General features: G+C 71.5%; 24 protein-coding genes and 2 pseudogenes. 8 read left to right on the forward strand and 18 right to left on the reverse strand.

All coding sequences use genetic code 11. From position 1 onward, the window contains the following. Positions 1–97: 97 nt before the first annotated feature. Complete coding sequence (gene leuA, locus A4E84_RS13240) at positions 98–1819, reverse strand: 2-isopropylmalate synthase (RefSeq protein ID WP_062926773.1); 1722 nt, start codon at positions 1817–1819, stop codon at positions 98–100. A gap of 335 nt (positions 1820–2154) precedes the next feature. Between leuA and A4E84_RS13245 the strand changes: the two genes are divergently transcribed. From A4E84_RS13245 to A4E84_RS13255, 3 genes are all read left to right on the forward strand, one after another. Next, complete coding sequence (locus A4E84_RS13245; protein ID WP_062926774.1) at positions 2155–3216, forward strand: M4 family metallopeptidase; 1062 nt, start codon at positions 2155–2157, stop codon at positions 3214–3216. Between the two features lie 20 nt (positions 3217–3236). Next, complete coding sequence (locus tag A4E84_RS13250) at positions 3237–3503, forward strand: protealysin inhibitor emfourin (protein ID WP_062926775.1); 267 nt, start codon at positions 3237–3239, stop codon at positions 3501–3503. Positions 3504–3603: 100 nt separating this feature from the next. Beyond that, entirely contained in the window at positions 3604–4926 is a 1323-nt protein-coding gene (locus A4E84_RS13255; protein WP_062926776.1) for a GH1 family beta-glucosidase, read from the forward strand. Here the strand turns inward: A4E84_RS13255 and A4E84_RS40640 are convergent. Then, positions 4919–5221: pseudogene (locus A4E84_RS40640) on the reverse strand (SAM-dependent methyltransferase); the annotation flags it as partial. The gene A4E84_RS13255 and the pseudogene A4E84_RS40640 overlap by 8 nt on opposite strands. 147 nt (positions 5222–5368) lie before the next feature. On the opposite strand from A4E84_RS40640, the gene A4E84_RS13260 reads away from it, so the two are divergent. Beyond that, on the forward strand, positions 5369–5815 hold the full coding sequence (locus tag A4E84_RS13260) for an ATP-binding protein (RefSeq protein ID WP_079128953.1): 447 nt from the start codon (positions 5369–5371) through the stop codon (positions 5813–5815). Positions 5816–5867: 52 nt separating this feature from the next. Here the strand turns inward: A4E84_RS13260 and era are convergent, their stop codons facing one another. Continuing rightward, a complete protein-coding gene (gene era / locus A4E84_RS13265) occupies positions 5868–6830 on the reverse strand; it encodes a GTPase Era (protein ID WP_418082199.1) in 963 nt (320 codons plus the stop codon). 160 nt (positions 6831–6990) lie between these two features. Here era and A4E84_RS13270 point away from each other — a divergent pair, with 160 nt between their 5' ends. Together A4E84_RS13270 and A4E84_RS13275 are read left to right on the forward strand one after the other, a co-directional pair. Further along, complete coding sequence (locus A4E84_RS13270; protein WP_062926777.1) at positions 6991–8301, forward strand: ammonium transporter; 1311 nt, start codon at positions 6991–6993, stop codon at positions 8299–8301. Beyond that, positions 8298–8636 carry a P-II family nitrogen regulator gene (locus tag A4E84_RS13275; protein ID WP_062926778.1) on the forward strand — a complete coding sequence of 113 codons (339 nt, stop codon included), beginning with the start codon at positions 8298–8300 and terminating at the stop codon, positions 8634–8636. The genes A4E84_RS13270 and A4E84_RS13275 overlap by 4 nt, the downstream gene beginning before the upstream one ends. A 29-nt stretch (positions 8637–8665) precedes the next feature. Here the strand turns inward: A4E84_RS13275 and A4E84_RS13280 are convergent, their stop codons facing one another. The 9 genes from A4E84_RS13280 to A4E84_RS13320 form a co-directional block, all read right to left on the reverse strand. Then, positions 8666–9142, reverse strand: coding sequence for a hypothetical protein (locus A4E84_RS13280; protein WP_062926779.1), 477 nt, complete (start codon positions 9140–9142; stop codon positions 8666–8668). Positions 9143–9314: 172 nt separating this feature from the next. Next, positions 9315–9668: a hypothetical protein gene (locus A4E84_RS13285; RefSeq protein ID WP_062926780.1), complete on the reverse strand. Its 354-nt coding sequence runs from the start codon at positions 9666–9668 to the stop codon at positions 9315–9317. A 20-nt stretch (positions 9669–9688) separates the two neighbouring features. Next, positions 9689–10048, reverse strand: coding sequence for an MmcQ/YjbR family DNA-binding protein (locus A4E84_RS13290; protein ID WP_062926781.1), 360 nt, complete (start codon positions 10046–10048; stop codon positions 9689–9691). Further along, the gene (locus A4E84_RS13295; RefSeq protein WP_062926782.1) at positions 10045–11349 is read right to left on the reverse strand and encodes a hemolysin family protein; all 1305 of its coding nucleotides are present in this window, start codon (positions 11347–11349) and stop codon (positions 10045–10047) included. Before A4E84_RS13295 ends, A4E84_RS13290 begins: the two co-directional genes overlap by 4 nt. Before the next feature lie 8 nt (positions 11350–11357). Next, a complete protein-coding gene (ybeY, locus tag A4E84_RS13300) occupies positions 11358–11855 on the reverse strand; it encodes an rRNA maturation RNase YbeY (RefSeq protein WP_062926783.1) in 498 nt (165 codons plus the stop codon). 14 nt (positions 11856–11869) lie between these two features. Next, complete coding sequence (locus A4E84_RS13305; RefSeq protein WP_079128954.1) at positions 11870–12937, reverse strand: PhoH family protein; 1068 nt, start codon at positions 12935–12937, stop codon at positions 11870–11872. A gap of 133 nt (positions 12938–13070) precedes the next feature. Beyond that, positions 13071–14207 (reverse strand): carbohydrate kinase family protein, encoded by a 1137-nt coding sequence (locus A4E84_RS13310; protein WP_062926785.1) that lies wholly within the window; start codon positions 14205–14207, stop codon positions 13071–13073. Positions 14208–14345: 138 nt separating this feature from the next. Next, positions 14346–15635 (reverse strand): glucarate dehydratase family protein, encoded by a 1290-nt coding sequence (locus tag A4E84_RS13315; protein ID WP_062926786.1) that lies wholly within the window; start codon positions 15633–15635, stop codon positions 14346–14348. Then, on the reverse strand, positions 15632–16582 hold the full coding sequence (locus A4E84_RS13320) for a 5-dehydro-4-deoxyglucarate dehydratase (RefSeq protein ID WP_062926787.1): 951 nt from the start codon (positions 16580–16582) through the stop codon (positions 15632–15634). Before A4E84_RS13320 ends, A4E84_RS13315 begins: the two co-directional genes overlap by 4 nt. 99 nt (positions 16583–16681) lie before the next feature. Here A4E84_RS13320 and A4E84_RS13325 point away from each other — a divergent pair, with 99 nt between their 5' ends. Together A4E84_RS13325 and A4E84_RS13330 are read left to right on the forward strand one after the other, a co-directional pair. Beyond that, the gene (locus A4E84_RS13325) at positions 16682–17464 is read left to right on the forward strand and encodes an IclR family transcriptional regulator (protein ID WP_062926788.1); all 783 of its coding nucleotides are present in this window, start codon (positions 16682–16684) and stop codon (positions 17462–17464) included. Between the two features lie 260 nt (positions 17465–17724). Then, complete coding sequence (locus A4E84_RS13330; protein WP_062926789.1) at positions 17725–19038, forward strand: MFS transporter; 1314 nt, start codon at positions 17725–17727, stop codon at positions 19036–19038. Positions 19039–19042: 4 nt separating this feature from the next. Here A4E84_RS13330 and A4E84_RS13335 read toward each other — a convergent pair whose 3' ends face one another. The 6 genes and pseudogenes from A4E84_RS13335 to A4E84_RS13360 form a co-directional block, all read right to left on the reverse strand. Further along, positions 19043–20044: an adenosine deaminase gene (locus tag A4E84_RS13335; protein ID WP_062926790.1), complete on the reverse strand. Its 1002-nt coding sequence runs from the start codon at positions 20042–20044 to the stop codon at positions 19043–19045. A 20-nt stretch (positions 20045–20064) separates the two neighbouring features. Next, positions 20065–20970: a ribonuclease Z gene (locus A4E84_RS13340; protein WP_062926791.1), complete on the reverse strand. Its 906-nt coding sequence runs from the start codon at positions 20968–20970 to the stop codon at positions 20065–20067. Positions 20971–20976: 6 nt separating this feature from the next. Then, the gene (locus A4E84_RS13345) at positions 20977–21330 is read right to left on the reverse strand and encodes a histidine triad nucleotide-binding protein (RefSeq protein ID WP_062926792.1); all 354 of its coding nucleotides are present in this window, start codon (positions 21328–21330) and stop codon (positions 20977–20979) included. Positions 21331–21453: 123 nt separating this feature from the next. Continuing rightward, a complete protein-coding gene (locus A4E84_RS13350) occupies positions 21454–24645 on the reverse strand; it encodes a S41 family peptidase (RefSeq protein WP_062926793.1) in 3192 nt (1063 codons plus the stop codon). 45 nt (positions 24646–24690) lie between these two features. Further along, on the reverse strand, positions 24691–25236 hold the full coding sequence (locus tag A4E84_RS13355; protein ID WP_062926794.1) for a hypothetical protein: 546 nt from the start codon (positions 25234–25236) through the stop codon (positions 24691–24693). 49 nt (positions 25237–25285) lie between these two features. After that, positions 25286–25525, reverse strand: a pseudogene (locus tag A4E84_RS13360) (VOC family protein); the annotation flags it as partial. Between the last annotated feature and the right edge of the window lie 14 nt (positions 25526–25539).

Consider the following 25539-nt stretch of genomic DNA (forward strand, 5'->3'; position numbering starts at 1 on the left):
TGGCCGGTATGCGACGGGGCTCCACCCGCCGGACATCGGCGGACGGAGCCCCTGCGGCATCGGTGAGCGGCCGGTGGCCGCAGACCCGTACGGCTGGTCAGCGAGCCGCGCGGTTGACGGCCGAGACGACGGCCTTCAGCGAGGCCCGCGTCGTGTTCGCGTCGATTCCGATGCCCCACAGGACCTTGTCGCCGATGGCGCATTCGATGTAGGAGGCGGCCTGCGCGGAGGCGCCCTCGCTCATCGTGTGCTCCTGGTAGTCCAGCAGGCGTACGTCGATGCCGACGGACTGCAGGGCGTCGAAGAAGGCCGAGATCGGACCGTTGCCGGAACCGGTCAGGACGGTGTCCTGGCCGTCGACCGTGGCCTCCACCTTCAGCGTGTCCACGCCGTCGGTGTCGGTCGTCGACTGGTTGTTCTTGACCTGGATCCGGCCCCACGGGTTCTCGGGGTTGGGCAGGTACTCGTCCCGGAAGACCGACCAGATGTCCTTCGGCGTGACCTCGCCGCCCTCGGCGTCCGTCTTGGCCTGGATGAGCTTGGAGAACTCGATCTGCATCCGGCGCGGCAGTTCCAGCTTGTGGTCGTTCTTCAGGACGTAGGCGATACCGCCCTTGCCGGACTGCGAGTTGACCCGGATGACCGCCTCGTAGGAGCGGCCGACGTCCTTGGGGTCGATGGGCAGGTAGGGGACGGCCCACTCGATGTCGTCGACGGTGACGCCCTTGGCGGCCGCGTCGGCCTCCATGGCGTCGAAGCCCTTCTTGATGGCGTCCTGGTGGGAGCCGGAGAAGGACGTGTAGACCAGGTCGCCCACGTACGGGTGGCGCGGGTGGACCTCCATCTGGTTGCAGTACTCCCACGTACGACGGATCTCGTCGATGTCGGAGAAGTCGATCTGCGGGTCGACGCCCTGCGAGAACAGGTTCATGCCCAGGGTGACCAGGTCGACGTTGCCGGTGCGCTCGCCCTGCCCGAACAGGCAGCCCTCGACGCGGTCGGCGCCGGCCATCAGGGCCAGCTCGGCGGCGGCGACGGCGGTGCCGCGGTCGTTGTGGGGATGGATCGACAGGCAGACGTGCTCGCGGCGGGAGAGGTTGCGGCCCATCCACTCGAAGCGGTCGGCGTGCGTGGAGGGCGTGGAGCGCTCGACGGTCGCCGGCAGGTTCAGGATGATCTCGCGGCCCGGGCCGGGCTGCCAGACGTCCATGACCGCCTCGCAGACCTCCAGCGCGAAGTCCAGCTCGGTGTCGGTGAAGATCTCGGGGCTGTACTGGTAGCCGAACTCGGTCTCCGGGCCCAGCAGCTTCTCCGCGTACTCCATGACCAGCCGCGTGCCGTCGACGGCGATCTGCTTGATGTCGTCCTTGGAACCGCGGAAGACGACCCTGCGGAAGACCGGCGCCGTGGCGTTGTACAGGTGGACCGTCGCGCGCTTGGCGCCCTTCAGGGATTCCACCGTGCGCTCGATCAGGTCCTCGCGGGCCTGGGTCAGTACGGAGATGGTGACGTCGTCGGGGATGGCCCCGGGCTCCTCGATGATGGAGCGCACGAAGTCGAAGTCGGTCTGGCCGGAGGCCGGGAAGCCGACCTCGATCTCCTTGTAGCCCATCTTCACCAGCAGGTCGAACATGGCGCGCTTGCGGGCCGGCGACATGGGGTCGATCAGGGCCTGGTTGCCGTCACGCAGATCCGTGGAGAGCCAGCGGGGGGCGGTGGTGACGCGGTTCTGCGGCCAGGTGCGGTCCGGGATGTCGACCTGCTCGTAGCGGCCGTACTTGTGGATCGGCATGGAACTGGGCTGCTGGCGGTTCGCCATGATGCTTAGGGCTCCTCAGAGGGTGTCCGGAAGGACGGCCGACGACGCAGCACCAAGCTCCGCGGGGAGGGAGTCGGCCTCGACTACAGGCCCTCGCCGCGGCAGCTAAGGAGAAGCAGCCCGAAACGCATGATGCGCAGCATGCTAGCCGAGCCTCTCCCCGGCGCGTGGGGTCGTATCAGTATGCGGGACCGGACACGCATACGGGACAAAAAGTGCCCTATACCACTTCGCCATACCACTCGCCACGGAGCGTGAAGTTCGTTGTCCCGGTATTTCACCAATCATGGTGGCGACTAGTGACAGGTTCGTCACGCAGTGCAAGGGTGCCGGGCATGACGACCCACGGGGGCTTCGAGCCCGTCTTCTGCACCATTGTCCCGCCACATGTCCTCGACAAGCTCGCCCAGGCCGAGGACCCGGCGCTGGCCGGCCCGGCCCGCCGCACCCTGCAGCGCGACGCCTTCGAGCGCACCCAGCGCCGCCTCACGACGGTCATCGGCGCGAGCGCCGTCGCCGCGGTCGCCGACGGCAGGCCGCAGCGCACGATCCACGACGCCCGGCACGGCACCGACCTGCCCGGCCACAAGGTCCGCGGCGAGGGCGACAAGCCCGGCAAGGACGCCACCGTCAACCGCGCCTACGCGGGTCTCGGCGCCACCTTCGAGCTGTTCCTCCGGGCCTACCAGCGCGACTCGATCGACGGGAACGGCCTCCCGCTCAGCGCGACCGTGCACTACGACCGCGACTACAACAACGCCTTCTGGAACGGCGAGCAGATGGTCTTCGGCGACGGGGACGGCGAGATCTTCCTCGACTTCACCATCCCGATCGACGTCATCGGCCACGAACTCGCGCACGGCGTCACGCAGTACACGGCCAACCTCACCTACTTCGGCCAGCCCGGCGCGCTCAACGAGTCCCTGTCGGATGTCTTCGGCGCCCTGATCAAGCAGTACACGCTCGGCCAGACCGCCGCCGAGGCCGACTGGCTGATCGGCGCGGGCCTGCTCGCCCCGCGGGTGACGGGGACGGCGCTGCGCTCCATGAAGGAGCCGGGCACGGCGTACGACGACGACGTCCTCGGCAAGGACCCACAGCCCGCGACGATGGACGACTTCGTGCGCACCGGCCGCGACAACGGCGGTGTCCACATCAACTCGGGCATCCCGAACCACGCCTTCTACCTCGCGGCCACGGCCCTCGGCGGGCACGCCTGGGAGCGGGCCGGGCAGGTCTGGTACGACGTCCTGACCGGCGGCGAGCTGAGGCAGGACGCGATGTTCCCCGACTTCGCCACGCTCACCGTCAAGGCCGCCCGGGAACGCTTCGGCGACGGGGAGGAGCTGGACGCCGTGGCGAAGGGCTGGGAGCAGGTCGGGGTGCGGACCCTGTAGTTCCGTACTAGACAGGTGCCATGCGTATTCAGGTGCGGCGCACGGGCGGGTTCGCGGGTATCGATCGGCATGCCGAGGTGGACACCTCGGGCCGGCCCGATGCCTCCGAGTGGCACACGCTGGCCGGGGAGGCCCTGGCCGCCGGCCGGAGCACGCCCCCGGTCGGGGTCCCGGACGGGTTCAGCTACCAGCTCACGGTGGACGGCAAGACGGTGTACTGCGCGGATCCCCGGCTGACGGACGAGCAGCGGAAGCTGATCTCACGGGTGCTGAAGGAAGGGGCGTGACGGAGGAAGGGGTGTAACGGGTCCACGCCACCGGCCGGGCAACAGCTCCTTCCCGCCCGGCCGTTGACTTCCGTTACCGCCGGTACGGATGATCCAGCGCATGGCGACTGACGCAGGCAACCCGATCCCCCGTTTCCCGGCCGGCTTCCTCTGGGGCGTGTCCACCTCGGCGCACCAGATCGAGGGCGGTGCGGACGAGCGCGAGCCGTCCGTGTGGGATGCCTTCACAGCCGAGCCGGGGCGGGTGAAGGACGGCTCGACGGCGGCGGTGGCCTGCGACCACGTCCACCGCCACCGCGAGGACGTGGCGCTCCTGGCCGAGCTGGGCGTGAACGCCTACCGCTTCTCCATCTCCTGGCCGCGCGTGCGGTCCGGGAAGGGCCTGGACTTCTACGACCGGCTGGTGGACGACCTGTGCGCGGCGGGCGTCCGTCCGGTGCCCACGCTGTTCCACTGGGACCTGCCCGCGGACCTGGACTGGCTGGAGCGGGACACGGCCGAGCGCTTCGCCGAGTACGTGTCCCAGGTGGCCGGCCGTCTCGGCGACCGCGTGACGAAGTGGATCACCCTGAACGAGCCCGCCGAGCACACCCTGCTGGGCCACGCCCTGGGCGTGCACGCGCCGGGCAAGAAGCTGCTGTTCGACGCGCTGCCGGTCGCCCACCACCAGCTGCTCGCCCACGGTCTGGCCGTCCGGGCCCTGCGCGCCGCGGGCGCCACGGACGTCGGCGTCGCCAACTCGCACGGCCCGACCTGGGCGGCGTCGACCGAGGCGGCGGACCTGGAGGCGGCGGACTTCTACGACCTGCTGCTGAACCGCCTGTTCGCGGACCCGCTGCTGCTGGGCCGGTACCCGGACGGCATCGGCGAGCTGATGCCCGGGGACGTCGAGGCCGATCTGAAGGTGATCGCCGAGCCGCTCGACTGGTACGGGATCAACTACTACGCCCCGACCAGGGTGGGTGCCCCGCAGGGCGCGGAGATCGAGTTCGGCGGGGTCACCATGCCCGCCGAACTGCCCTTCTCCGTCCGCGAGATCGAGGGCCGACCGGTCACGGACTTCGGCTGGCCGGTCGTCCCCGAGGGCCTCACCGAGCTCCTCACCACCTTCCGCGACCGCTACGGCGACCGGCTCCCGCCCGTCGTCATCACCGAGAACGGCTGCTCGTACCCGGGCGTCGACGACCAGGACCGGATCGCCTATCTGGACGGCCACGTCCGGGCCCTGCACCGGGCCGTGGCGGCGGGCGTCGACGTGCGCGGCTACTTCGTGTGGTCCCTGCTCGACAACTTCGAGTGGGCGGAGGGTTACGCACGCCGCTTCGGTCTGGTCCACGTCGACTTCGGCACCCTGGAGCGGACCCCGAAGGCGTCGTACCACTGGTACCGGGAGCTGCTGAGGGCGCAGGGCACCACGGCTTGATGCCCACCCCGGTCCAGAGGCTGACCTCGGCGTCCGTCGGGGCGTCGCCCTCCGCGGCGTCCGGACGCCAGCGGTGGCCGACCGCGACGCCCGGCTCCAGCAGGTCCAGGCCGTCGAAGAAGCGGGCGACGTCCGCCCGGGAGCGGAACCGCACCGGGGTCCCGGCCGAGGTGTAGATGTCGGTGACCTTCTGCCAGGTCGACGGGTCGAAGTCGGGCGTGCAGTGGCTCAGCGCCAGGGCGCTGCCCGAGGGCAGCACGTCCAGCAGGCGGCGCACGATGCCGTACGGATCCTCAGGGAGATGGTTGCAGCGTGAACTGCTCTCCGAGCATAGTTACTTGTGTGACCAGGGTGCCGGAAGCGTCCCCTCCCCCATCCGGCCGGTCCGTTGTCCGCTCGCCCCTTCCATGACTTCGCCCCCCCCCCACGGAAGGCGATCGCCGTGTCCCCCCACACGACATCCACTCCCCGGTTCCTGGACGCGGTGCGCCCGGACCGCACCGACTGGCTGGAGCTGCCGTCGCAGCGGACCAGCGTCAGAGTCGCCCGTCATGCCATGCGCGCGCGGCTGGCCGCGTGGCAGGTGCCCGAGGAGGCGTGCGCGAACGCCGTGCTGCTCGTGTCCGAGCTGGTGACCAACGCCGTGCTGCACACGCTCGGCGAACGGATCCTGTGCGGCGTGCAGCTGATGACGGACGCGCGCTTCCGGCTGGAGGTGCACGACGGCGACCTCACGGGCCGCGGCATCCCCGACCGCTGCCCCGGCCCCGACGACGAGAACGGCCGCGGCCTGCTGCTCGTACGGGAGATAGCCGACGCCTGGGGCATCACCCGCTCGACCCTCACGGGCGGCAACGCGGTGTGGGCGAGCCTGGGCAGGGCCTTATAGCGCGGCGCCCGGACCTCAGGAGGCGGGACTTGCGCAACCGCCTCGCGGGGCCTCAGAACCCCAGCTTGCGCAGCTGCCGGGGATCGCGCTGCCAGTCCTTCGCGACCTTCACATGGAGATCGAGGAAGACCGGGGTACCGAGCAGCGCCTCGATCTGCTTGCGGGACTTGATGCCGACCTCCTTCAGGCGCTTGCCCTTGGGGCCGATGACGATGCCCTTCTGGCTGGGGCGCTCGATGTAGACGAAGGCGTGGATGTCGAGGAGGGGCTTGTCGGCGGGGCGGTCCTCACGGGGGAGCATCTCCTCCACGACGACCGCGATGGAGTGCGGCAGCTCGTCGCGGACGCCCTCCAGCGCAGCCTCGCGGATCAGCTCCGCGATCATGACCTGCTCGGGCTCGTCGGTGAGTTCGCCGTCGGGGTAGAGCGCCGGCCCCTCCGGCAGGAGCGGGACGATCAGGTCGGCCAGCAGGCCCACCTGCTGGTCGCCGACCGCCGACACCGGGACGATCTCCGCCCACTCGAAGCCGAGTTCCTTGCCGAGCTGGTCGATCGCGATGAGCTGCTCAGCGAGCGTCTTGCCGTCCACCAGGTCGGTCTTGGTGACGATCGCGATCTTGGGCGTCTTCTTGATGGACGCCAGTTCCTTCGCGATGAAACGGTCACCGGGACCGAGCTTCTCGTTCGCCGGGAGACAGAAGCCGATCACGTCGACCTCGGCCCACGTCGTGCGCACGATGTCGTTGAGCCGCTCGCCCAGCAGCGTGCGCGGCTTGTGCAGGCCCGGGGTGTCGACCAGGATCAGCTGGGCGTCCGGGCGGTGCACGATGCCCCGCACAGTGTGCCGCGTCGTCTGCGGCTGGTTCGCCGTGATCGCCACCTTCTGGCCGACCAGAGCATTCGTGAGGGTGGACTTGCCCGCGTTGGGGCGGCCGACGAAGCAGGCGAAGCCAGCCCTGTGGACAGCTCCGGCCGGCTCTTCGGATGACGGGGTACGAACGCTCATGGCGCCCATTGTCCCTGATCCTCGGAGCCGCCTCGCACCGGACGTGCCCCGTGAGCTTCCAGAAACCCTCACGCAACGAAACGTCACGGAAACACACCCGTACACAACCGGAAACGCAGGCCGGTGAATCTCTGACGAGCCCCCGGAGCCCCCACCCGTTGGAGACACCGTGCCTCTGGCCGCCGCAAGCGCCGACACCGGCGACACCGCCTGGCTGCTCGCCGCCACCGCCCTCGTCCTGCTGATGACCCCGGGCCTGGCCCTGTTCTACGGCGGCATGGTCCGCACGAAGAGCGTGCTCAACATGCTGATGATGAGCTTCGTGTCGATCGCCCTGGTCACGGTGGTGTGGCTGGCGGCCGGCTACTCGCTCGCCTTCGGCGAGGACGCCGCCGGAGGGCTCATCGGCGGGCTCGACCACGTCGGCATGAGCGGCCTCGGCCCGGACAGCGTCCAGGGCACGGTGCCCACGGTGCTGTTCGCCACCTTCCAGCTCACCTTCGCGATCGTCACGGCCGCCCTGGTCAGCGGCGCGGTCGCCGACCGGGCGAAATTCGGCGCCTGGCTGGTCTTCGTGCCGGTGTGGGCGCTGCTCGTATACGTTCCGGTCGCGCACTGGGTGTGGGGCCCGGGCGGCTGGATCCTGGAGAGGCTGGGTGCGCTGGACTTCGCCGGCGGACTGCCCGTGGAGATCGTCTCCGGCGCCTCGGGACTGGCGTTGTGCCTGGTCCTGGGCCCGCGGATGGGCTTCAAGAAGGAATCCATGCGCCCCCACAACCTGCCCATGGTGATGCTGGGCGCCGGTCTGCTCTGGTTCGGCTGGTTCGGCTTCAACGCCGGATCGGCGCTCGGTGCCAACGGTCTCGCTGCGGCCGCGTTCCTCAACACCCTCGCCGCGGGCTGCACCGGCCTGCTCGGCTGGCTCTTCGTGGAGCAGAAGCGCGACGGCCACCCGACGACCCTGGGCGCAGCGTCCGGCGCGGTCGCCGGTCTGGTCGCCATCACCCCGTCCTGCGGGTCCGTCTCCCTGCTCGGCGCGCTGGTCGTCGGCCTCGCCGCCGGTGCCGTCTGCTCGTACGCGGTGAGCTGGAAGTTCAAGCTGAACTACGACGACTCCCTGGACGTCGTCGGCGTCCACCTGGTCGGCGGTGTCATCGGCACGCTCCTCATCGGCGTCTTCGCCGCCCGGTCGATGACGGGCGGCGCCGAGGGCCTCCTCCACGGCGGCGGCCCCGGCCTGCTCGGCAGGCAACTGGTGGCCGTGGTCGTGGTGGCGGTGTACGCGTTCGGTGTGACGTACGGGATCGGCAAGCTGATCGACGTCACGATGGGCCTGCGCGCGAGCGAGGAGCAGGAGCAGACCGGCCTGGACCTTACGGTGCACGCCGAGACGGCCTACGATCACGGGGTCCTGGGCCACGGCGCCCCGGTCTCCTCCTCCGTCGTCCCCCACGCCCAGAAGGTCACCACCCAGGCATGAAGCTCATCACCGCGATCGTCAAGCCGTACCGCCTCGACGAGGTCAAGAACGCCCTCCAGGAACTCGGCGTGCACGGCCTGACCGTCAGCGAGGCCAGCGGCTACGGCCGGCAGCGCGGCCACACCGAGGTGTACCGCGGCGCCGAGTACCAGGTCGACCTGGTGCCCAAGGTCCGGATCGAGGTCGTCGTCGAGGACGCGGACTCCGACGCCGTCATCGACGCTGTCGTGAAGGCAGCGCACACCGGCAAGATCGGCGACGGCAAGGTGTGGGCGCTGCCCGTCGAGACGGTCGTGCGGGTGCGGACGGGCGAGCGCGGGCCGGACGCCCTGTAGGCACCCGGCCCGCACCTGTGCGCGGAGGGTCAGTCGAACACGAACGGGCCCGGTGACTGCGGCCCGCTCGCCGTGCAGGTGATGGTGATGCCGAAGACGGTCATCCTCAGCGAGCCGCCGAAGGCCTCCAGGCTGTCGCCGGAGGCCACGGTGCCGCTGAGTGGGCCGACCTCGACGGGAGCCCCGGCGGCCATCGCCGGGTTCTCCGTGCCGGTGAAGTCGACGGTGCCGCCGCCGCTCTTCACCAGGGTGAGGGTGGACGAGATCGAGTCCTCACCGAGCCCGATCGGCGCGGTGATGGCGGAGGACTTGACGGTGAGGGTGGCGGCGGTGCCGTCCTGCGTGGCCGTGAGGGTGGCCTCGCCACTGCCGAAGGTGCCGCAGTCGGCGTTGATCGTCGCCGTCTGCGGGGTGACGGCGAGGGCTGCGGGGGCGAAGGCGAGCCCGGTGACCGCGAGGGCCCCGGCCGCCAGTGCCGCACCTGCTCCGATTCGCTTGCATCTCATGGGATTCCGGCTCCGTTTCCGTGGGGGGGCGGACCGCTCGGCGCATGGATGCGGGCACACCGCCGAGAGTCGAACCTGACGGTCCGTCGGAACTGACGGTTCCATTGATGCGTGGGGGGCAGGCGGCGGCAAGGTTGAAAACTGGCCTAATTACCGCCGGTTACAGCGAAGTTCAGCCAGCGGTGACGGTGGTCCGGACCGTTCCGTCGGGCCCTGCCACCAGCACGGGCGTCCCCGCACCGCCGAGGTCCCGCACCGCCGCCCGGTCCTCCGCGGACGCGGTCTCCGCCTCGGTCACGACCGCCGCCGCCTCCAAGGACGTCGCGCCCGAGGCGACCGCCATCGCCACCGCCGTCTGCAGGGCACTGAGCTTCAGGGAGTCGAGGGCCACGGTGCCCGCGACATAGGTGCGTCCGGTCTCGTCCCGTACGGCCGCGCCCTCGGGCACGCCGTTGCGGGCCCGCGCGGAACGGGCCAGGGTGACGATCTTGCGGTCCTCGGGGTCGAGCGCGCTGCTGTCGGTCATGATCCGAGCATACGGAAGCGTCAGGGGCGGTCGAGGCGGAGGCGGTCCGCTCGGGGCAGGCCCGCCACGACCAGGTCGTACGAGTCCTCGATGAGCTCCCGCACCAGCTGGTCCGGGAGGTCGCCGTCGACCGTGACCGTGTTCCAGTGGCGCTTGTTCATGTGCCAGCCGGGGACGATGAGTCCCTCGTGCTCGCGGCGCAGCCGGATCGCCTCCTCCGGGTCGCACTTGAGGTTGGCCTTCAGGGGGCGCGCGTCGAGGAACGACAGGGCGAACGTCTTTCCCCGCACCTTGAAGACCGAGATCTCCGGGCTGAACGGGAAGTCCTCCACCGCCGCGTTGAACGACAGGCAGAACGCGCGCAACTCCTGCGGGGTCACTCCGGCTTCTCCTCGCCGTGCGGGCCCGCCGGACCGACCGGCTCCGCCAGCACCGTCACGATCTTGTTCCGGCGGCCGGCGGCGGCCTCCGCGGTCAGGCGCAGCGCCCGGCCGTCGGGCAGGTTTACGACGGAGGAGGCTCCCGCGATGGGGACGCGGCCCAGCGCCTTGGCCAGCAGGCCGCCGACCGTCTCGACGTCCTCGTCGTCGTACTCCTCCAGGCCGTACAGCTCGCCCAGGTCGCTGATGTCCAGGCGGGCCGTGACGCGGAAGCGGTCCTCGCCGAGCTCCTCGACCGGCGGCAGTTCACGGTCGTACTCGTCGGTGATCTCGCCGACGATCTCTTCCAGGATGTCCTCGATGGTGACGATGCCGGCCGTGCCGCCGTACTCGTCGATGACGACGGCGACGTGGTTGCGTTCCTTCTGCATCTCGCGCAGCAGGTCGCCGGCGTTCTTGGTGTCGGGCACGAAGAACGCCGGGCGCATGGCCGTGGACACCTGCTCGGACTCGGCGTCGCGGCTGATGTGCGTCCTGCGGACCAGGTCCTTCAGATACACGATCCCGACGATGTCGTCCTCGCTCTCGCCGGTCACCGGGATGCGCGAGAAGCCGGAGCGCAGGGCGAGGGTGAGGGCCTGGCGGATGGTCTTGAAACGCTCGATGACCACCAGGTCCGTGCGCGGGACCATCACCTCGCGGACGAGGGTGTCACCCAGCTCGAAGACGGAGTGCACCATGCGGCGCTCCTCGTCCTCGATGAGGGACTCCTTCTCGGCGAGGTCGACCAGGGCGCGCAGCTCCGCCTCGGAGGCGAAGGGGCCGCGCCGGAAGCCCTTGCCGGGGGTGAGCGCGTTGCCGATGAGGATCAGCAGCGACGGGACGGGGCCCATGATCCGTGCCAGCGGCACCAGGACGTAGGCGGAGACCGTCGCGGTGTTCAGGGGGTGCTGGCGGCCGATGGTGCGCGGGGAGACGCCGACGGCGACGTACGACACGAGGACCATGACCGCGATGGCGACCAGGAGGGCCTCGGTGGTGCCGTCGAACTCCTTCAGGCAGCCGTAGGTGATCAGCGCGGCCGCTGCCATCTCACAGGTGACGCGGACCAGCAGCGCCACGTTGAGGTAGCGGGTGGGGTCGGCCGCGACCTGGGAGAGCTTGGCGCTGCCGCGGCGGCCGGAGCGCACGGCCTCCTCGGCGCGGAAGCTGGAGACGCGCGCCAGGCCCGCCTCCGCGCAGGCGGCGAGCCAGGCCACGACGACCAGGGCGATGGCGCCCAGGGCGAGTTGTGGACTCATCGGCGGCGTTACGAGACCGTCGGCGCCGGAGACGGGCCGGTCAGGCCCCGCTCCGCGCGCCAGCCGTCCACGATGGCCGCCTGGAGGCCGAACATCTCGGCCTTCTCGTCCGGTTCCTCGTGGTCGTAGCCCAGCAGGTGCAGCACACCGTGGACGGTGAGCAGCTGAAGCTCCTCGTCCATGGAGTGCTGCGTGTCGGCCTCGGCCCCCTGCTTGGTGGCCACCTCGGGGCACAGCACGATGTCACCGAGCAGCCCCTGCGGCGGCTCGTCGTCGTCCTTGGAGGGCGGGCGCAGCTCGTCCATCGGGAAGGACATGACGTCCGTCGGACCCGGGAGGTCCATCCACTGGATGTGGAGCTGCTCCATGGCGTCGGCGTCCACGACGATCACCGAGAGCTCGGAGAGCGGGTGGATGCGCATCCGAGCGAGCGCATAGCGGGCGATGTCGAGGATCGCCTGCTCGTCGACCTCGGTGCCGGACTCGTTGTTGACGTCGATCGACATGGTGCTGTGTGTGTCTACTTCCCCTTGTGCCCGGACTTGCCGCGGCTCTTGTGCGCGCCGTTCTGGGTGCCGTGCGTGGTGTCGTACTTCTCGTACGCGTCGACGATACGGCCCACCAGCTTGTGCCGGACGACGTCCTGGGAGGAGAGCCGGGAGAAGTGCACGTCCTCCAGACCCTCCAGGATGTCCTGCACCTGCCGCAGCCCGCTCTTCGTCCCGTCCGGCAGGTCGACCTGCGTGACATCACCCGTGATCACGATCTTCGACTCGAAGCCGAGGCGGGTGAGGAACATCTTCATCTGCTCGGGGCTCGTGTTCTGAGCCTCGTCCAGGATGATGAAGGCGTCATTGAGGGTCCTTCCACGCATGTACGCCAGCGGCGCGACCTCGATGGTGCCCGCCGCCATCAGCCGCGGGATCGAGTCCGGGTCGAGCATGTCGTGCAGCGCGTCGTAGAGGGGGCGCAGGTAGGGGTCGATCTTCTCGTAGAGCGTGCCCGGGAGGAAGCCGAGCCGCTCTCCGGCCTCGACCGCGGGGCGGGTCAGGATGATGCGGTTGACCTGCTTGGACTGCAGGGCCTGCACGGCCTTGGCCATCGCCAGGTACGTCTTGCCGGTGCCCGCCGGACCGATGCCGAAGACGATCGTGTGCTTGTCGATCGCGTCGACGTAGCGCTTCTGGTTGAGCGTCTTGGGACGGATCGTGCGGCCGCGCGAGGACAGGATGTTCTGCGTGAGCACCTCGGCCGGGGTCTCCTGGCCGTCGCTCTCGCCGTTGTCGCTCGCCTTGAGCATGGCGATCGAGCGTTCCACTGCGTCCTCCGTCATCGGCTGCCCGGTGCGGAGCACCAGCATCATCTCGTCGAACACGCGCGAAATGAGGGCGACGTCCTTCTGGTCGCCGACCGCGCTGATCTCGTTACCCCGGACGTGGATGTCGGCCGCCGGGAAGGCCTTCTCGATCACGCGCAGGAGGGAGTCGCCGGACCCCAGGACGGTGACCATGGGGTGTTGGGCGGGGACAGTGAACTGTGCTCTCGCCTGCTCCTGCGCGGGGGTGTGAGCTGTCGATGATTGAGTCATGGGCCGGCGCTGAAGGCCTGCGGTTCCTCCTCGTCACGGCCGCGCAGCTGAGGGCGGCCTCGCGATTCCCAGGGTACGACGGGGGAGTGACAAGGCCGTAGGGGTTTTGGAGTCGGGGTTGCGGCCGGGCGCCTCACGCCGAGCGGCGGAAACCGATCGTGGGGACGGCACGCCGCAGCGGCCAGGGCCTCACCAGTTCCTCCGACACCAGGTCGGCCAGGAAGCCGTACCTCTCCAGGGCCACCGCCGACTGGCCCTCGACCGACTGCACCCTCCGCCACCACGCGGCGATCTCCGACCACCCCGGCGCCGACAGCGACCCGCCGAACTCCTGCACCGACAGCGCCGCCGTCAGCCCGGCGAAGGCCAGCCGGTCCGCCAGCGGCCAGTCCGCCAGTGTCCCGGTCACGAACCCGGCGACGAACACGTCACCGGCCCCGGTCGGATCGAGCGCCTCGACGGCGATGGCCGGCACCTCCGCCGTCTCCCCCGTACGCCGGTCCACCGCGTACGCCCCGTCGGCGCCGAGGGTGACCACCGCGAGCGGCACGTACGCGGTCAGGGCGTGCGCGGCGGCCCGGGGGCAGTCCGCGCCCGTGTACCGCATCGCCTCCTCCGCGTTCGGCAGGAACGCCTCGCAGTGCCGCAGGTCGGGCAGCCCGGCCAGATCCCACGCCCCGGTGTCGTCCCAGCCGACGTCACCGAACACGCGGGTGCCCTTGCCGGCGGCCTGTGCGATCCAGGGCGCGCTCACGCCGGGGGCGAGGGAGGCGACGGCGGCACGCGCGCGGGGCGGGCACTGCGGGGCCGGTTCCTCGTGGGGCGGCTCGTGGCCGTGCGAGACCATCGTGCGCTCGCCCTCGTAGGCCATGGAGACCGTCACCGGGGAGTGCCAGCCGGGCACCGTGCGTGACGGGGAGAGGTCGATGCCCTCACCGTGCTCCAGGGCGTCCCAGCAGTAGTCGCCGTAGTGGTCGTCGCCGAAGGCCGCCGCGAGGGACGTGCGCAGGCCGAGGCGGGCCAGCGCGGTCGCCATGTTGGCGACGCCGCCGGGGCTCGACCCCATCCCACGCGCCCAGGACTCCGTCCCGCGCACCGGGGCGGAGTCGAGGCCGGTGAAGATGATGTCCAGGAAGACGGTGCCGGTGAGGTAGACGTCCCAGGGCGGGTCGTCCGGTGTGCGCAGCGGGGCGAGGGGATCGACCTGGCTCTGGCGGGGCGATCCCTTTCCGGTGGGGCCCTTTCCGGCCGGGGCGGTGGACGCGGTCACGATGCGCTCCCTGACGTGGTGCGGACCAGGCCAGTCTGCACCACATCACCGACAACGTGACGCCGATCACGCCGGACCCACCCGTCCCGTCGGCTCGCGCCGGTCCTCGCGCGCCCTCGCCGCGGGGCGGGAGGGGGCCTACCAGCGGGGCATCGCGGGGGTCACCCACGCGGGGTCGGCGATCCGCATGGCCGCCGCGTCGTCGCGGTCACGCAGGGTGCCGTCGTCGTCCAGCCATCGCCGGTGCAGCACCGCCAGCCGCTCGCGGTCGAGTTCCACGCCGAGGCCGGGGGCGTCGGAGACGGCGACCCTGCCGTCCTCGAAGGTGAGCCGCTCGGTGAGGACGTCCTCGGACTGCCAGGGGTAGTGGGAGTCGCAGGCGTGGTGGAGGTTCGGGACGGTGGCGGCCACGTGGGTCATCGCGGCGAGCGAGATGCCCAGGTGGGTGTTGGAGTGCATCGAGACGCCGACGCCGAAGGTGCGGCAGACGGCGGCGAGCTGCTGGGTGTTGCGCAGTCCGCCCCAGTAGTGGTGGTCGGAGAGCACGACCTGGACGGCGCCCTTGGTGAACGCCTCCTCGATCTCGGCGAAAGTCGTCACGCACATGTTGGTGGCGAGCGGCACCCCGGTCCGCGCGGCGACCTCGGCCATGGCGGGCGTGCCGAGCGCCGGGTCCTCCAGGTACTCCAGGACGTCCCCGAGTTCCCGGGCCACCTGCACGGAGGTCTCCACGGACCAGGCGCCGTTCGGGTCGAGGCGCAGCGGGTGTCCCGGGAAGGCCTCGGCGAGCGCCCGGACGGCCGCGATCTCCTCGGCGGGCGGGAAGACGCCGCCCTTGAGCTTGAAGGAGGTGAAGCCGTACCGCTCCGTGAAGCGGCGGGCCTGTTCCACCACGCCCGCCGGGTCGACGGCGGCGCCCCAGTCGTCCTTCTCGGCCGGCACGCCCTCGGGGTGGTGGTCCCATTTGTAGAACAGGTAGGCGCTGTACTCGACGGTGTCGCGGACCTTGCCGCCGAGCAGGGTGTGCACGGGCAGTCCGAGCGCCTTGCCGAGGGCGTCGAGGCAGGCGACCTCGAAGCCGGAGGCGACGGACAGCCGCAGCTTGTCGGCGGTCTGGACGCCGCGCAGCCCGCCGACGTCGACGGCGTTCTCGACGCGGGACGCGTCCACCGCGACCTGGTCGGCGACCGTGAACAGGCCGTTCAGATCGCTGACCTGGCGCCCTTTCAGCGCTTCGGCGAAGGGCCGGGCCAGCTCCAGGTACTTGGCGTCGCCGTAGGTCTCTCCCAGGCCGGTGATCCCGTCCGCGGTGACGACCTCGACGATCAGCCGGGGCGTGTACGGCTGGTGCACGCCCTGGGTGTTCAGCAGCGGCGGGTCCGCGACCAGGATCGGTGTGAGCCGTACGTCGGTGATGGTGAGGTTCACAGGGCGGCTCCCACGAGGTCGAGTCCGACGGTGAGGACGGCGGTGAGGGCGGCCAGATCGGCCGGCGAAGGGTCGGTGAGCGGGGCCCGGACGGGGCCCACGGAGTGGCCGCGGAGCCGGGCCGCCGCCTTCACCAGCGACACGGCGTACCCGGGGACGCGGTCGCGCAGTTCGACGAGCGGGACGTAGAAGTCGCGCAGCAGCTTGTCGACGGTGCCGTGGTCGCCGGTGCTCAGGGCGGTGAAGAAGGCGCAGGCGATCTCGGGGGCGAAGGCGTGGACGGCGGAGGAGTAGGCGGGGACGCCGACGGTGGCGTAGGCGCGGGCCTGGATCTCGGCGGTGGAGGCCCCGTTGAAGAACAGGAAGTCCTCGGGGGCGGCGAGCGTGAGGCGCTGGAGCCGGTCGAGGTCGCTGTGGCCGTCCTTGAGGCCGATGACGTTCGGCAGGGCGGCGATGCGGCGGAGCGAGCCGGCGGTGAAGGCGACCTGGTCGCGCTGGTAGGCGATCAGGGGCAGCGGGGTGCGGGCGGCGATCTGCTCCAGCTGTGCGACCAGGCCGTCCTGCGGGGCGGTGACGAGGTAGTGCGGCAGCACGAGGAGCGCGTCGGCTCCGGCGTCCTCGGCGATGCGCGCGAACCGGACGGCCTGGGCCCAGCCGTAGCCGGTGCCCGCGACGACGGGGACGCGGCCCGCCGCCTCCTCGACGGTGATGGTGACGACCTGCCGGTACTCGTCCTCGTCGAGCGAGAAGAACTCGCCGGTGCCGCAGGCCGGGAACACGGCTCCGGGGGCGGCGGCGAGCCGCTCGGCGACGTAGGCGCGGAAGCCGTCCGGGTCGAGGGTGCCGTCGTCGCGGAAGGCGGTCAGCGGGAACGACAGCACACCGTCGGCCATCCCCTCCCGCAGCCGCTGCGCGACCGCCACCGGTCCGGCGCTCACGGTCGTCATCTCCCAGTCATCTCCTCATATAGATGGCATCTACGTATGAGAATGAGGGTTGTGTATGCGAACGTCAACCGCCCAGTGCGGCCCGATTACCATCGGTGCATGTCAGACACAGGGGGCGTCCGTGAGGTGAAGTCCGCGGCACGCACGGTCGAGCTGCTGGAACTCCTCGCCGCGCGCGGCGACCGCCCGGCCCGGCTCCAGGAGCTGGCCGACGAACTCGGCGTCCCGCGCAGCTCGATGTACGCCCTGCTGCAGACCCTGATCTCGCGCGGCTGGGTCCGCACCGACGTCACCGGCTCCCTGTACGGCATCGGCATCCACGCCCTGCTCACCGGCACCGGCTACCTCGACTCCGACCCGCGCGTCCGGGCCGTGCGCCCCTACCTAGACGAGGCGTCCGAAGCGCTCGGCGAGACCATCCACATGGGCCGGCTGGACGGCCGGGACGTGGCGTATCTGGCGACCCGGGAGTCGCACGAGTACCTGCGCACGATCAGCCGGGTGGGGCGGCGGCTGCCCGCGCACGCCGGGGCCCTGGGCAAGGCCCTGCTGGCGGAACGCCCGGACGGGGAGCTGCCCGAGGGGCCGTACGAGGCGCTGACCCCGAACTCGCACACGAGCAGGGAGTCCTTGGCGGCCGACCTCGCCGGGATCCGGTCGCGCGGCTGGTCCGTGGACCGCGAGGAGGGCGTGAGGGGCATCGTCGGCTTCGGGTTCGCGCTGCGCTACGACACCCCGGCGCAGGACGCGATCAGCTGCTCGGTGCCGGTCGCCCGGCTCACCCCCGCGCACGAGGAGCGGATCGTCGCCGTGATGCGGGAGATCCGGGCGAAGGCCGAGGCGAGCGTTCCGGTGGGGCCCGGATCGGTGCACTGGCGGTAGCGAATGCACTGGCGCCGGCGAGTGCATCGGCGTCAGCGAAGGCGCCCACGAGCGCCGGCGAAAGCCCGCTCGACGCCTGACGAAAGACGCTCGTTTACCCGGGCTTCACCACCCCAAACGCAACGTGCTCCAGATCACACGCCCCGGGTTCCCGTGGGCGACTACGTGCTTGATACAAATTGCTCGCGCGTTCCTGTCCGTCGACGGTCGTCGCCCAACCCCCCTTTTCCCCGCTCCTTTCGCATGCCCTGGGAACGCCCGTGTTCGCCCCCCGCACCCCCCCCCGGCCCCCCGTCGCCCTTTTCACGGCCGGGTACCTCGCTCCGTATCTGCTGCCCACCACCGTCGGCAGACTCGACTCGGACCTTCCGCTCTCCGCCACCCAGGCCGGTGCCGTCGGCAGTGCCCTGCTGCTGAGTTCGGCCGCCGCCGGATTCGTCCTGGCCTCCCGGGTCGAACGGATCGGAGCCCGCACCCTCGCCCGGCTCGGCCTAGCCCTGGCCCTGCTCGGCTACGGCGGCGCGGCCCTGAGCACCGCCGTCCCCGCGGTCATCGTCGGCGCGGTCGTCGGCGGTTTCGGCTCGGGCACGGCCACGACCGTCGCCGCGACCCTGATCGCGGGTCAGCGGGATCCGCACCGGGCCTCCACGGCAGGGCTGCTCACCGTGTCCGCCCTCGCGGGCGCCGTGTATCTGACGGTCCCGCACCTCGGCCCGGGCCACGGTCTGCCGCTGGCCGCGATCGCCCTCACGGCCCTGGCCGTCTGGCCGCTCACGGGCCGCCTCCCCGCAGGTGTACCCGTCGCGCCCGCCCGGCATGACAAGGCCCGGCTGCCGCACGCCCGTTCCGGGCTGGTGCTGGCCGCCGCCATGGTGTGCTGGTCGCTCGCCCAGAACTCCCTGTGGGGCGTGAGCGGCCGGATAGGCCTGGAGCAGGTGCACCTCGGCGAGGCCACCGTCGGCGTGGTCTTCGCCCTCGGCCTGGGCGCCGGGCTGGCCGGGGTCCTCGCGGCGGGTGCCCTCGGGGCCCGTCTCGGACGCGCGATACCCATCGGCGGCGGCACGGTCCTCATCGCCGCCTGCATCGTGCTCAGCGCCTCCGCGACCGACCTGAGGAGCTTCGCGGCCGGTGAGATCGCCTGGAACACGCTCTACCCGGTGGTGCTGTCGTACCTCATCGGGCTCGCGGCCTCGCTCGACCCGCGCGGCCGCTGGGCGGTGCTGGTCGGCTCGGCGTCCTCGCTGGGCACCGCCGCCGGGCCGCTGACCGGCAGCGTGCTGTCGGCGCAGGCCGGGTTCCCGGTCATGGGAGCGGTCCTGGGTGCCGGGCTGCTGGTGATCGCCCTGCCGATGACCGCCGTCGCCCTGCACACCGGCGGCCGTCCGCTGCTGCCCGGTGCGATCCGCCGCCGCGGCGGCCACCCGGCCGCGCTGGTCGCCGCCGCCACGGGCACGCCCACCGGCGCGGTCCCCGAGATCGGGGCCCCGGAGCAGCCGGTGGTGGAGATCTCGGTGGAGGCCGCCGCCGTCCCCGCCCAGCGCGCCTACGGCAAGGCGGGGTCGGAGGTCTTCTGAGGCCCTACGGCTTCCGCTGGAACTCGTAGGCGTCCACCTCGGCGAGATACCGCGCCCGCAGCTCCTCGTCGTCCTCCAGGAACGAGGCGAGGAAGGAGTTGCGGGCGAGCTCGCGCAGCCGCTCGTCGGTGAGGCCGAGGGTGGCGCGCACGGCGTCGAAGTTGTCGCCGGCGTAGCCGCCGAAGTAGGCCGGGTCGTCGGAGTTGACCGTGCACATCAGGCCGGCGTCCAGCATGGCGGGCAGGGGGTGGTCGGCGAGGGTGTCGACCGTGCGCAGCCGGACGTTGGACAGCGGGCACAGCGTCAGCGGCACCCGGTCGCGCACAAGCCGCTCCACCAGCGCGGGGTCCTCCACGCAGCGCAGCCCGTGGTCGACGCGTTCGACGCCGAGGACGTCCAGCGCCTCGGTGATGTACTCCGGCGGGCCCTCCTCACCGGCGTGGGCCACCCGCCGCAGTCCGAGGGCGGCGGCGGCCTCGTAGACCTCACGGAACTTCACCGGCGGGTGCCCGACCTCGGCGGAGTCGAGGCCGACGCCGGTGATCCGGTCCAGGTAGGGCTTGGCGGCGTCCAGCGTGGCCAGGGCCGACTCGGCGGACTCGTCGCGCAGGAAGCACAGGATCAGCCGGGTCGAGACACCGTGGTTGGCCTCGCTGCTCCCCAGCGCCCGCCACAGCCCCTCGACGACCGTGCCGATGTCCAGCCCGCGGCTGGTGTGGGCCTGCGGGTCGAAGAAGATCTCCGCGTGCCGCACGCCCTGCGCGGCGGCCCGGGCGAGGTAGGCGTTCGCCAGGTCCTCGAAGTCCCGCTCGGTGCGCAGGACGGCCATGAGCTCGTAGTACAGGTTCAGGAAGGACTGCAGGTCCTCGAACCGGTAGGCCTCGCGCAGCTCGTCCGTGTCGGCGTACGGCAGCGTGACACCGTTGCGCGCGGCGAGCTCGAAGGCGAGTTCCGGTTCCAGGGTGCCTTCGATGTGAAGGTGCAGTTCGGCTTTGGGGAGGAACATCAATTCATCGTACGGCTGTTTCACCGACGCTTCGGAACCGGCACCCTCAGGAGATCGTGGGCCACGGTCAGCTCGCCGTCGTACCCGGCGGCCCGGGCCTGCCGCTCGAATTCGTCCGGGTCGGTGTAGCGCTGGCTGAAGTGGGTCAGCACGAGGTGCCGCACGCCGGCGTCCCGGGCCACCCGCGCGGCCTGACCCGCTGTCAGGTGACCGTGTTCGACGGCGAGTTCCTCGTCGTCGTCGAGGAACGTCGACTCGATGACGAGCAGGTCGCAGCCCTCGGCGAGCGCGTACACGCCGTCGCACAGCCGGGTGTCCATGACGAACGCGAACCGCTGCCCGCGCCGCGTCTCGCTGACGTCGTCGAGTGAGACCCCGCCGAGTTCCCCCTCGCGCTGGATGCGGCCGACGTCCGGGCCCTTGATGCCGTGCGCGGCGAGTCGCTCGGGCAGCATGCGGCGGCCGTCGGGCTCGACGATCCGGTAGCCGTAGGACTCCACCGGGTGCGACAGCTTCCGGGCCTCCAGCGTGTAGCCGCCCGTGCGGGCGAGCGCCCCGTCGGTGGCGACCGGGGCCTCGGTGATGCCGACGGTTTCGCGGTAGGCGGTGGCGTAGCGGAGCCGGTCGAAGAAGCGCTGCCCGGAGCGGGGGTAGTGGGCGGTGATCTCGTGCGGGACCCGGTCGAGGTTGATGCGCTGGATCACGCCGGCGAGGCCGAGGGAGTGGTCGCCGTGGAAGTGCGTGACGCAGATCCGGTTCAGGTCGTGCGCGGCGACCCCGGCACGCAGCATCTGGCGCTGCGTGCCCTCGCCGGGGTCGAAGAGGATGCCCTCGCCGTCCCAGCGCAGGAGGTAGCCGTTGTGGTTGCGGTGCCGGGTCGGGACCTGGCTGGCGGTGCCGAGGACCACGAGTTCACGTACGGACAAGGCGGATTACCCCGGAGGCCAGTCGAGGCCGCGGCCGCCGAGCACGTGGCCGTGTACGTGCCACACCGTCTGGCCGGCGCCACTGCCGGTGTTGAAGACGAGGCGGTAGCTGTCGAGCTTCTCCTCGTCGGCGACGGCCTGGGCCTCGCGGAGCACGTCCGCGGTGAGCGCCGGGTCGGCGGCGGCGAGGGCGGCGGCGTTCTCGTGGTGCGCCCTGGGGATGATCAGGACGTGGGTGGGAGCCTGGGGGTTGATGTCGCGGAACGCGATGGTGGTGTCCGTCTGGCGGACGATCGTCGCCGGGACGGTGCCTGCGACGATCTTGCAGAACAGACAGTCTTCCTGGGGCTCCCCTGCCATGTCTCCTCCGAGGGTTGGGCCGGTGCGGTCCGACCTGGGCATCGTATCGTCGTCGGCTGCGGGTGCGTTGTGGCTGGTCGCGCCCACGCGGCGGAGCCGCAGATCGACACAGCCCCGCGCCCCTCAGGTGGGCAAGCCTGGGGGCGTTTTCGCGGGACTGGCCTCCAGTGCCTCCAGTGCCAGTCGGATTGCTTCGTCCAGTTGGGTGTCTTTGCCCGCCGCGTGGTCCTGGGGACGTTGGACGATCTCCACGTCCGGGTCCACGCCGTGGTTCTCCACTCCCCACTCGTAGCCCTCCAGCCAGAAGGCGTACTTGGGCTGGGTGACCAGGGTGCCGTCGACCAGGCGGTAGCGGCTGTCGATGCCGATGACGCCGCCCCAGGTGCGGGTGCCGACGACCGGGCCGAGGCCCAGAGCCTTGATGGCCGCGTTGACGATGTCGCCGTCGGAGCCGGAGAACTCGTTGGCGACGGCTACGACAGGGCCGCGGGGGGCGTCCTCCGGGTAGCTGTAGGGGCGCATGCCGCGCGGGACGGCCCAGCCGACGATGCGGCGGGCCAGCTTCTCGACGACCAGTTGCGAGGTGTGGCCGCCGCGGTTCTCGCGGACGTCGACGACCAGGCCCTCCCGGGCGACCTCGACGCGCAGGTCGCGGTGGATCTGGGCCCAGCCGGGGGCCTGCATGTCGGGGACGTGGAGGTAGCCGAGGCGGCCGCCGGACTTCTCGTGGACGTAGGCGCGGCGGTCGGCGACCCAGGCGTGGTAGCGCAGGGGTTCCTCGTCGGCGACCGGGACGACGACGGCGTGCCGGGGGTCACCGCCGCCGGACGGCGAGATGGTCAGCTCCACCGGCTTGTTCGCCGTGCCGATCAGCAGCGGGCCGGGGCCGAGAACGGGGTCGACCGGCTGTCCCGCGATCGCGACGAGGGCGTCCCCGGGGCGTACCGCGACGCCGGGGGCGGCCAGCGGGCTGCGGGCGTCCGGGTCGGAGGTCTCGGAGGGCAGGATGCGGTCGACCCGCCAACTGCCGTCCTCATGGCGGGAGATGTCGGCGCCGAGCAGGCCCTGGCGGGGGCCGTGGCCGTGGCCGCCGCGTGGGGTGACGTAGGCGTGCGAGGTGCCGAGCTCGCCCTGGACCTCCCACAGCAGGTCGACCAGGTCGTCGTGGGTGGCGAGCCGCTCCACGACCGGGCGGTAGCGGTCGAGGACGCCGTCCCAGTCGACGCCGCTCATGTCGGGCCGCCAGAAGTGGTCCCGCATGATGCGGCCGTTCTCGTCGAACATCTGGCGCCACTCGGCCGCCGGGTCGACGAACTGGCGTACGCGGCCCAGGTCGACGGTGATGTTGCTGTCGCTGTCGTCGTCGCCCGAGGCGCGCCGGTCGCTGGGCACGACCTTCAGCCGCCCGTCGGTCCACAGCAGCACCCGCTTGCCGTCACCGCTGACCGCGAAGTGGTCGGCGTCGACGGCGAGATGCTCGACGCGCTGCTGGGCGAGGTCGTAGCGCTCCAGCTCGGACTTGGGGTCGGGGTCGTCGGGGGTGGCCCGGGACGCGCCGAGTACACCGGTGACCGGGTGGCGCAGCCACAGGACGCCGTCCTTGGCGGCGCGCAGGTTGGTGTAGCGGGCGGCCTCGACCGGGAAGGGCACGATGCGGTCGCCGAGGCCTTCGAGGTCGATGCGGGTGGTGGGGGTGCCCTCGCTGTCGGGGGTCTCCTCCCGGTCCGGCGTCTCGAAGGACCGGCCGTGCCGCTGCGGCCCGAACGGGGAGGGCGTGGTGGCCGCGAGGGTGATCAGATGCGGCCGGGCGCCCACCACGAAGGCCAGGTCGAAGACGTGCTCGTCGTAGACCGGGTCGAAGGAGCGGGTCGACAGGAACGCGAGGTGCTTGCCGTCCATCGTGAACGCGGGCGCGTAGTCCTGGAAGCGCAGCGGGGTCGCCTCGGTGACCGACAGATCGGTGGTGTTGGCGAGTTTCAGCTGGCACAGGGGCCGGGGGCCGGGGTGGGACCAGGCCAGCCAGGACGAGTCGGGCGAGAAGACGGGCCCGGACACATCGCCGTCCTCGCTGCGGTCCACCTCGCGCACCTCGCCCGTCTCCCGCTCCACGAGCAGCAGGCGGCCGTCGTGGCAGGCGACCGCGGCCCGGCTGCCGTCGGGCGCCATGGCGAGGTCCAGCACCCGGCCGAGCTGCCCGGCGGCGATCCGGCGCGGAGTCGCCCCGGGTGCGAGTCCGGTGGCGGGCGCGAACTCCAGGGCGTCGTCGCCCTCGGCGTCCGTCACCCACACCACCCATTCCTCGCCGTCCGCGCGGAACGTCCGCGGCAGCCGGGCCCGCACCCCGGGCGTCGCGGCCAGTGCGCGGGCCGGGCCGGCGCGGTGGGTGACCCAGTGCACGGAGCCGCGCACGGCGACCGCGCTGCCGCGCGCGGTGTGGTCCGGGGACGCCGAGCCGAACCAGCGGGAGGCGTTCACCGGGAACGGCTGGAGATCGGCGCGCTGTCCGCCCAGCCGCACGTCCAGCCGCCGCGGCTCGGCCCCCTCCAGGTCGTCCAGCACCCACAGTTCACCGGCGCTGGAGTAGACGACACGGGTGCCGTCGGTCGCGGCGTGCCGGGCGTAAAACCGGTCGAGAGGTGTGTGGCGGCGCAGGTCGGAGCCGTCGGCCAGGGAGGAGTAGAGCGCTCCGGTGTCCTCGTGGTCGGAGAGGAAGGCGATCCTGTCGCCCGCCCACAGCGGGTACTCGATGTTGCCGTCGAGGTCCTCGTGCAGCCGCACGAACTGCCCGTCGCCCTCACGGTCGATCCACAACTTGCCCGCCGTACCGCCCCGGTACCGCTTCCACCAGGCCGCCTCGCGGCCCATCGGCGCGGACAGCAGCACCGTGTGCGGGCCGTGGGCCACGTCGCCGACGGGCCCGTACGGCAGGGTGATGGCCGGGCCGCCGTCCAGCGGGACGGCACGGGCCCAGGTGCGGCGCAGGCTCGCCTGCCCCTCGGTGCTGATCGCCAGGACCTCGCCGTCCGGGGTCCAGCCGCGCACCTGCGTCTTGAGACTCCCCCAGTACGTCAGCCGCTTGGCCGGACCGCCGTCGACGGGGGCGATGAACACCTCGGGGGCGCCGTCTCTGGTGGAGGTCCAGGCGACCGTGGTGCCGTCGGGCGAGATGCGGGGCTGGGTCACCGGCGTGTTGTCGGCGCTGACCCGCCAGGCCCGGCCGCCGTCGAGCGGGGCGAGCCACACGTCGTCCTCGGCGGTGAAGGCGACCAGGTCGCCGTGCACATGGGGGAACCGGAGGTAAGCAGACGATGTCACCTGATCACCCTATGCAGGGACGACGCCGCACGGACAGGGTTCGGATCACTTGCCCTCGACGGGGCGGCAGTCCGGATACTGCTCGCACCAGATGGTCTGGGTGACGGTCACGGTGACGGTCGGCCCGGGCTGCCCGGCCGGCGGCCCGCCGACGGGGGGCGGACTGGTGGAGTTGCAGTCGCCGAGCCCGTCGACCTCGAACCACACCTTGCCGGCCACCTTGGCCGTGATGTTCCCGCGCACACAGGCACCGTCCACCGCGTGGGTGACCTTGCCGTCGACGGTGATGTCCTTGCCGTCGTCGGTCTCGCCCTCGCAGTCGACGGTCGCGACGGTCCGCTCACGCGCCGAGGGTGACGACTTCCCGCCGCTCTCCCCGTAGGAGGCGGTGCAGGTGAGCCAACGCACGCCCGCTTTTTGCCGGTTGAGTTCCTTGGTCACGGTCTCGTCGGTGGTGTACGCGACGGAAGCCGAGCTGATGCTGCCCGGCTCGCAGGCCACAGCGCCTCCCACCGCCACCGCGGCGAACGTCGCCGCGACCGCCACCCGCCGACCGCGCGGCCCCAGCCGATTCCTCCTCGAAGCCCCCATGAAGGGGAGCCTGCCACTGACGGAGGCCGCGCGGTAGGGCGCAAAGGCGTCAGCCGCGCAGCAGCAGCCACTCCTGGAGCTCCACCAAGTGGCTCTCGGGGTCCTTGAGATGCGCCACCCGCATCCGGTCCGTCATGGGCGCGGGGCCGTGCAGCACCGTGGCGCCGCGCATCGTGATCTCCTCGCAGTGCGCGTCCAGCCCGTCCACCCGCAGCACGACCAAGGAGCGGTGACCGGCCGCCGTGTCGCCCGGTTCGCCGAGCACCTCGGCCCTCACCGACCGGTCCCGCGGCAACAGGACTC

It is taken from the genome of Streptomyces qaidamensis, assembly GCF_001611795.1.
Classification (GTDB): domain Bacteria; phylum Actinomycetota; class Actinomycetes; order Streptomycetales; family Streptomycetaceae; genus Streptomyces; species Streptomyces qaidamensis.

Excerpts from the sequence above, each read along its gene's own strand:
- leuA (WP_062926773.1), bottom strand. The coding sequence starts at position 1,819 with ATGGCGAACCGCCAGCAGCCCAGTTCCATGCCGATCCACAAGTACGGC.
- A4E84_RS13245 (WP_062926774.1), top strand. The coding sequence starts at position 2,155 with ATGACGACCCACGGGGGCTTCGAGCCCGTCTTCTGCACCATTGTCCCG.
- A4E84_RS13250 (WP_062926775.1), top strand. The coding sequence starts at position 3,237 with ATGCGTATTCAGGTGCGGCGCACGGGCGGGTTCGCGGGTATCGATCGG.
- A4E84_RS13255 (WP_062926776.1), top strand. The coding sequence starts at position 3,604 with ATGGCGACTGACGCAGGCAACCCGATCCCCCGTTTCCCGGCCGGCTTC.
- era (WP_418082199.1), bottom strand. The coding sequence starts at position 6,830 with ATGGGCGCCATGAGCGTTCGTACCCCGTCATCCGAAGAGCCGGCCGGA.
- A4E84_RS13275 (WP_062926778.1), top strand. The coding sequence starts at position 8,298 with ATGAAGCTCATCACCGCGATCGTCAAGCCGTACCGCCTCGACGAGGTC.
- A4E84_RS13280 (WP_062926779.1), bottom strand. The coding sequence starts at position 9,142 with ATGAGATGCAAGCGAATCGGAGCAGGTGCGGCACTGGCGGCCGGGGCC.
- A4E84_RS13285 (WP_062926780.1), bottom strand. The coding sequence starts at position 9,668 with ATGACCGACAGCAGCGCGCTCGACCCCGAGGACCGCAAGATCGTCACC.
- A4E84_RS13295 (WP_062926782.1), bottom strand. The coding sequence starts at position 11,349 with ATGAGTCCACAACTCGCCCTGGGCGCCATCGCCCTGGTCGTCGTGGCC.
- ybeY (WP_062926783.1), bottom strand. The coding sequence starts at position 11,855 with ATGTCGATCGACGTCAACAACGAGTCCGGCACCGAGGTCGACGAGCAG.
- A4E84_RS13305 (WP_079128954.1), bottom strand. The coding sequence starts at position 12,937 with ATGACTCAATCATCGACAGCTCACACCCCCGCGCAGGAGCAGGCGAGA.
- A4E84_RS13320 (WP_062926787.1), bottom strand. The coding sequence starts at position 16,582 with ATGACGACCGTGAGCGCCGGACCGGTGGCGGTCGCGCAGCGGCTGCGG.
- A4E84_RS13325 (WP_062926788.1), top strand. The coding sequence starts at position 16,682 with ATGTCAGACACAGGGGGCGTCCGTGAGGTGAAGTCCGCGGCACGCACG.
- A4E84_RS13335 (WP_062926790.1), bottom strand. The coding sequence starts at position 20,044 with ATGTTCCTCCCCAAAGCCGAACTGCACCTTCACATCGAAGGCACCCTG.
- A4E84_RS13345 (WP_062926792.1), bottom strand. The coding sequence starts at position 21,330 with ATGGCAGGGGAGCCCCAGGAAGACTGTCTGTTCTGCAAGATCGTCGCA.
- A4E84_RS13355 (WP_062926794.1), bottom strand. The coding sequence starts at position 25,236 with ATGGGGGCTTCGAGGAGGAATCGGCTGGGGCCGCGCGGTCGGCGGGTG.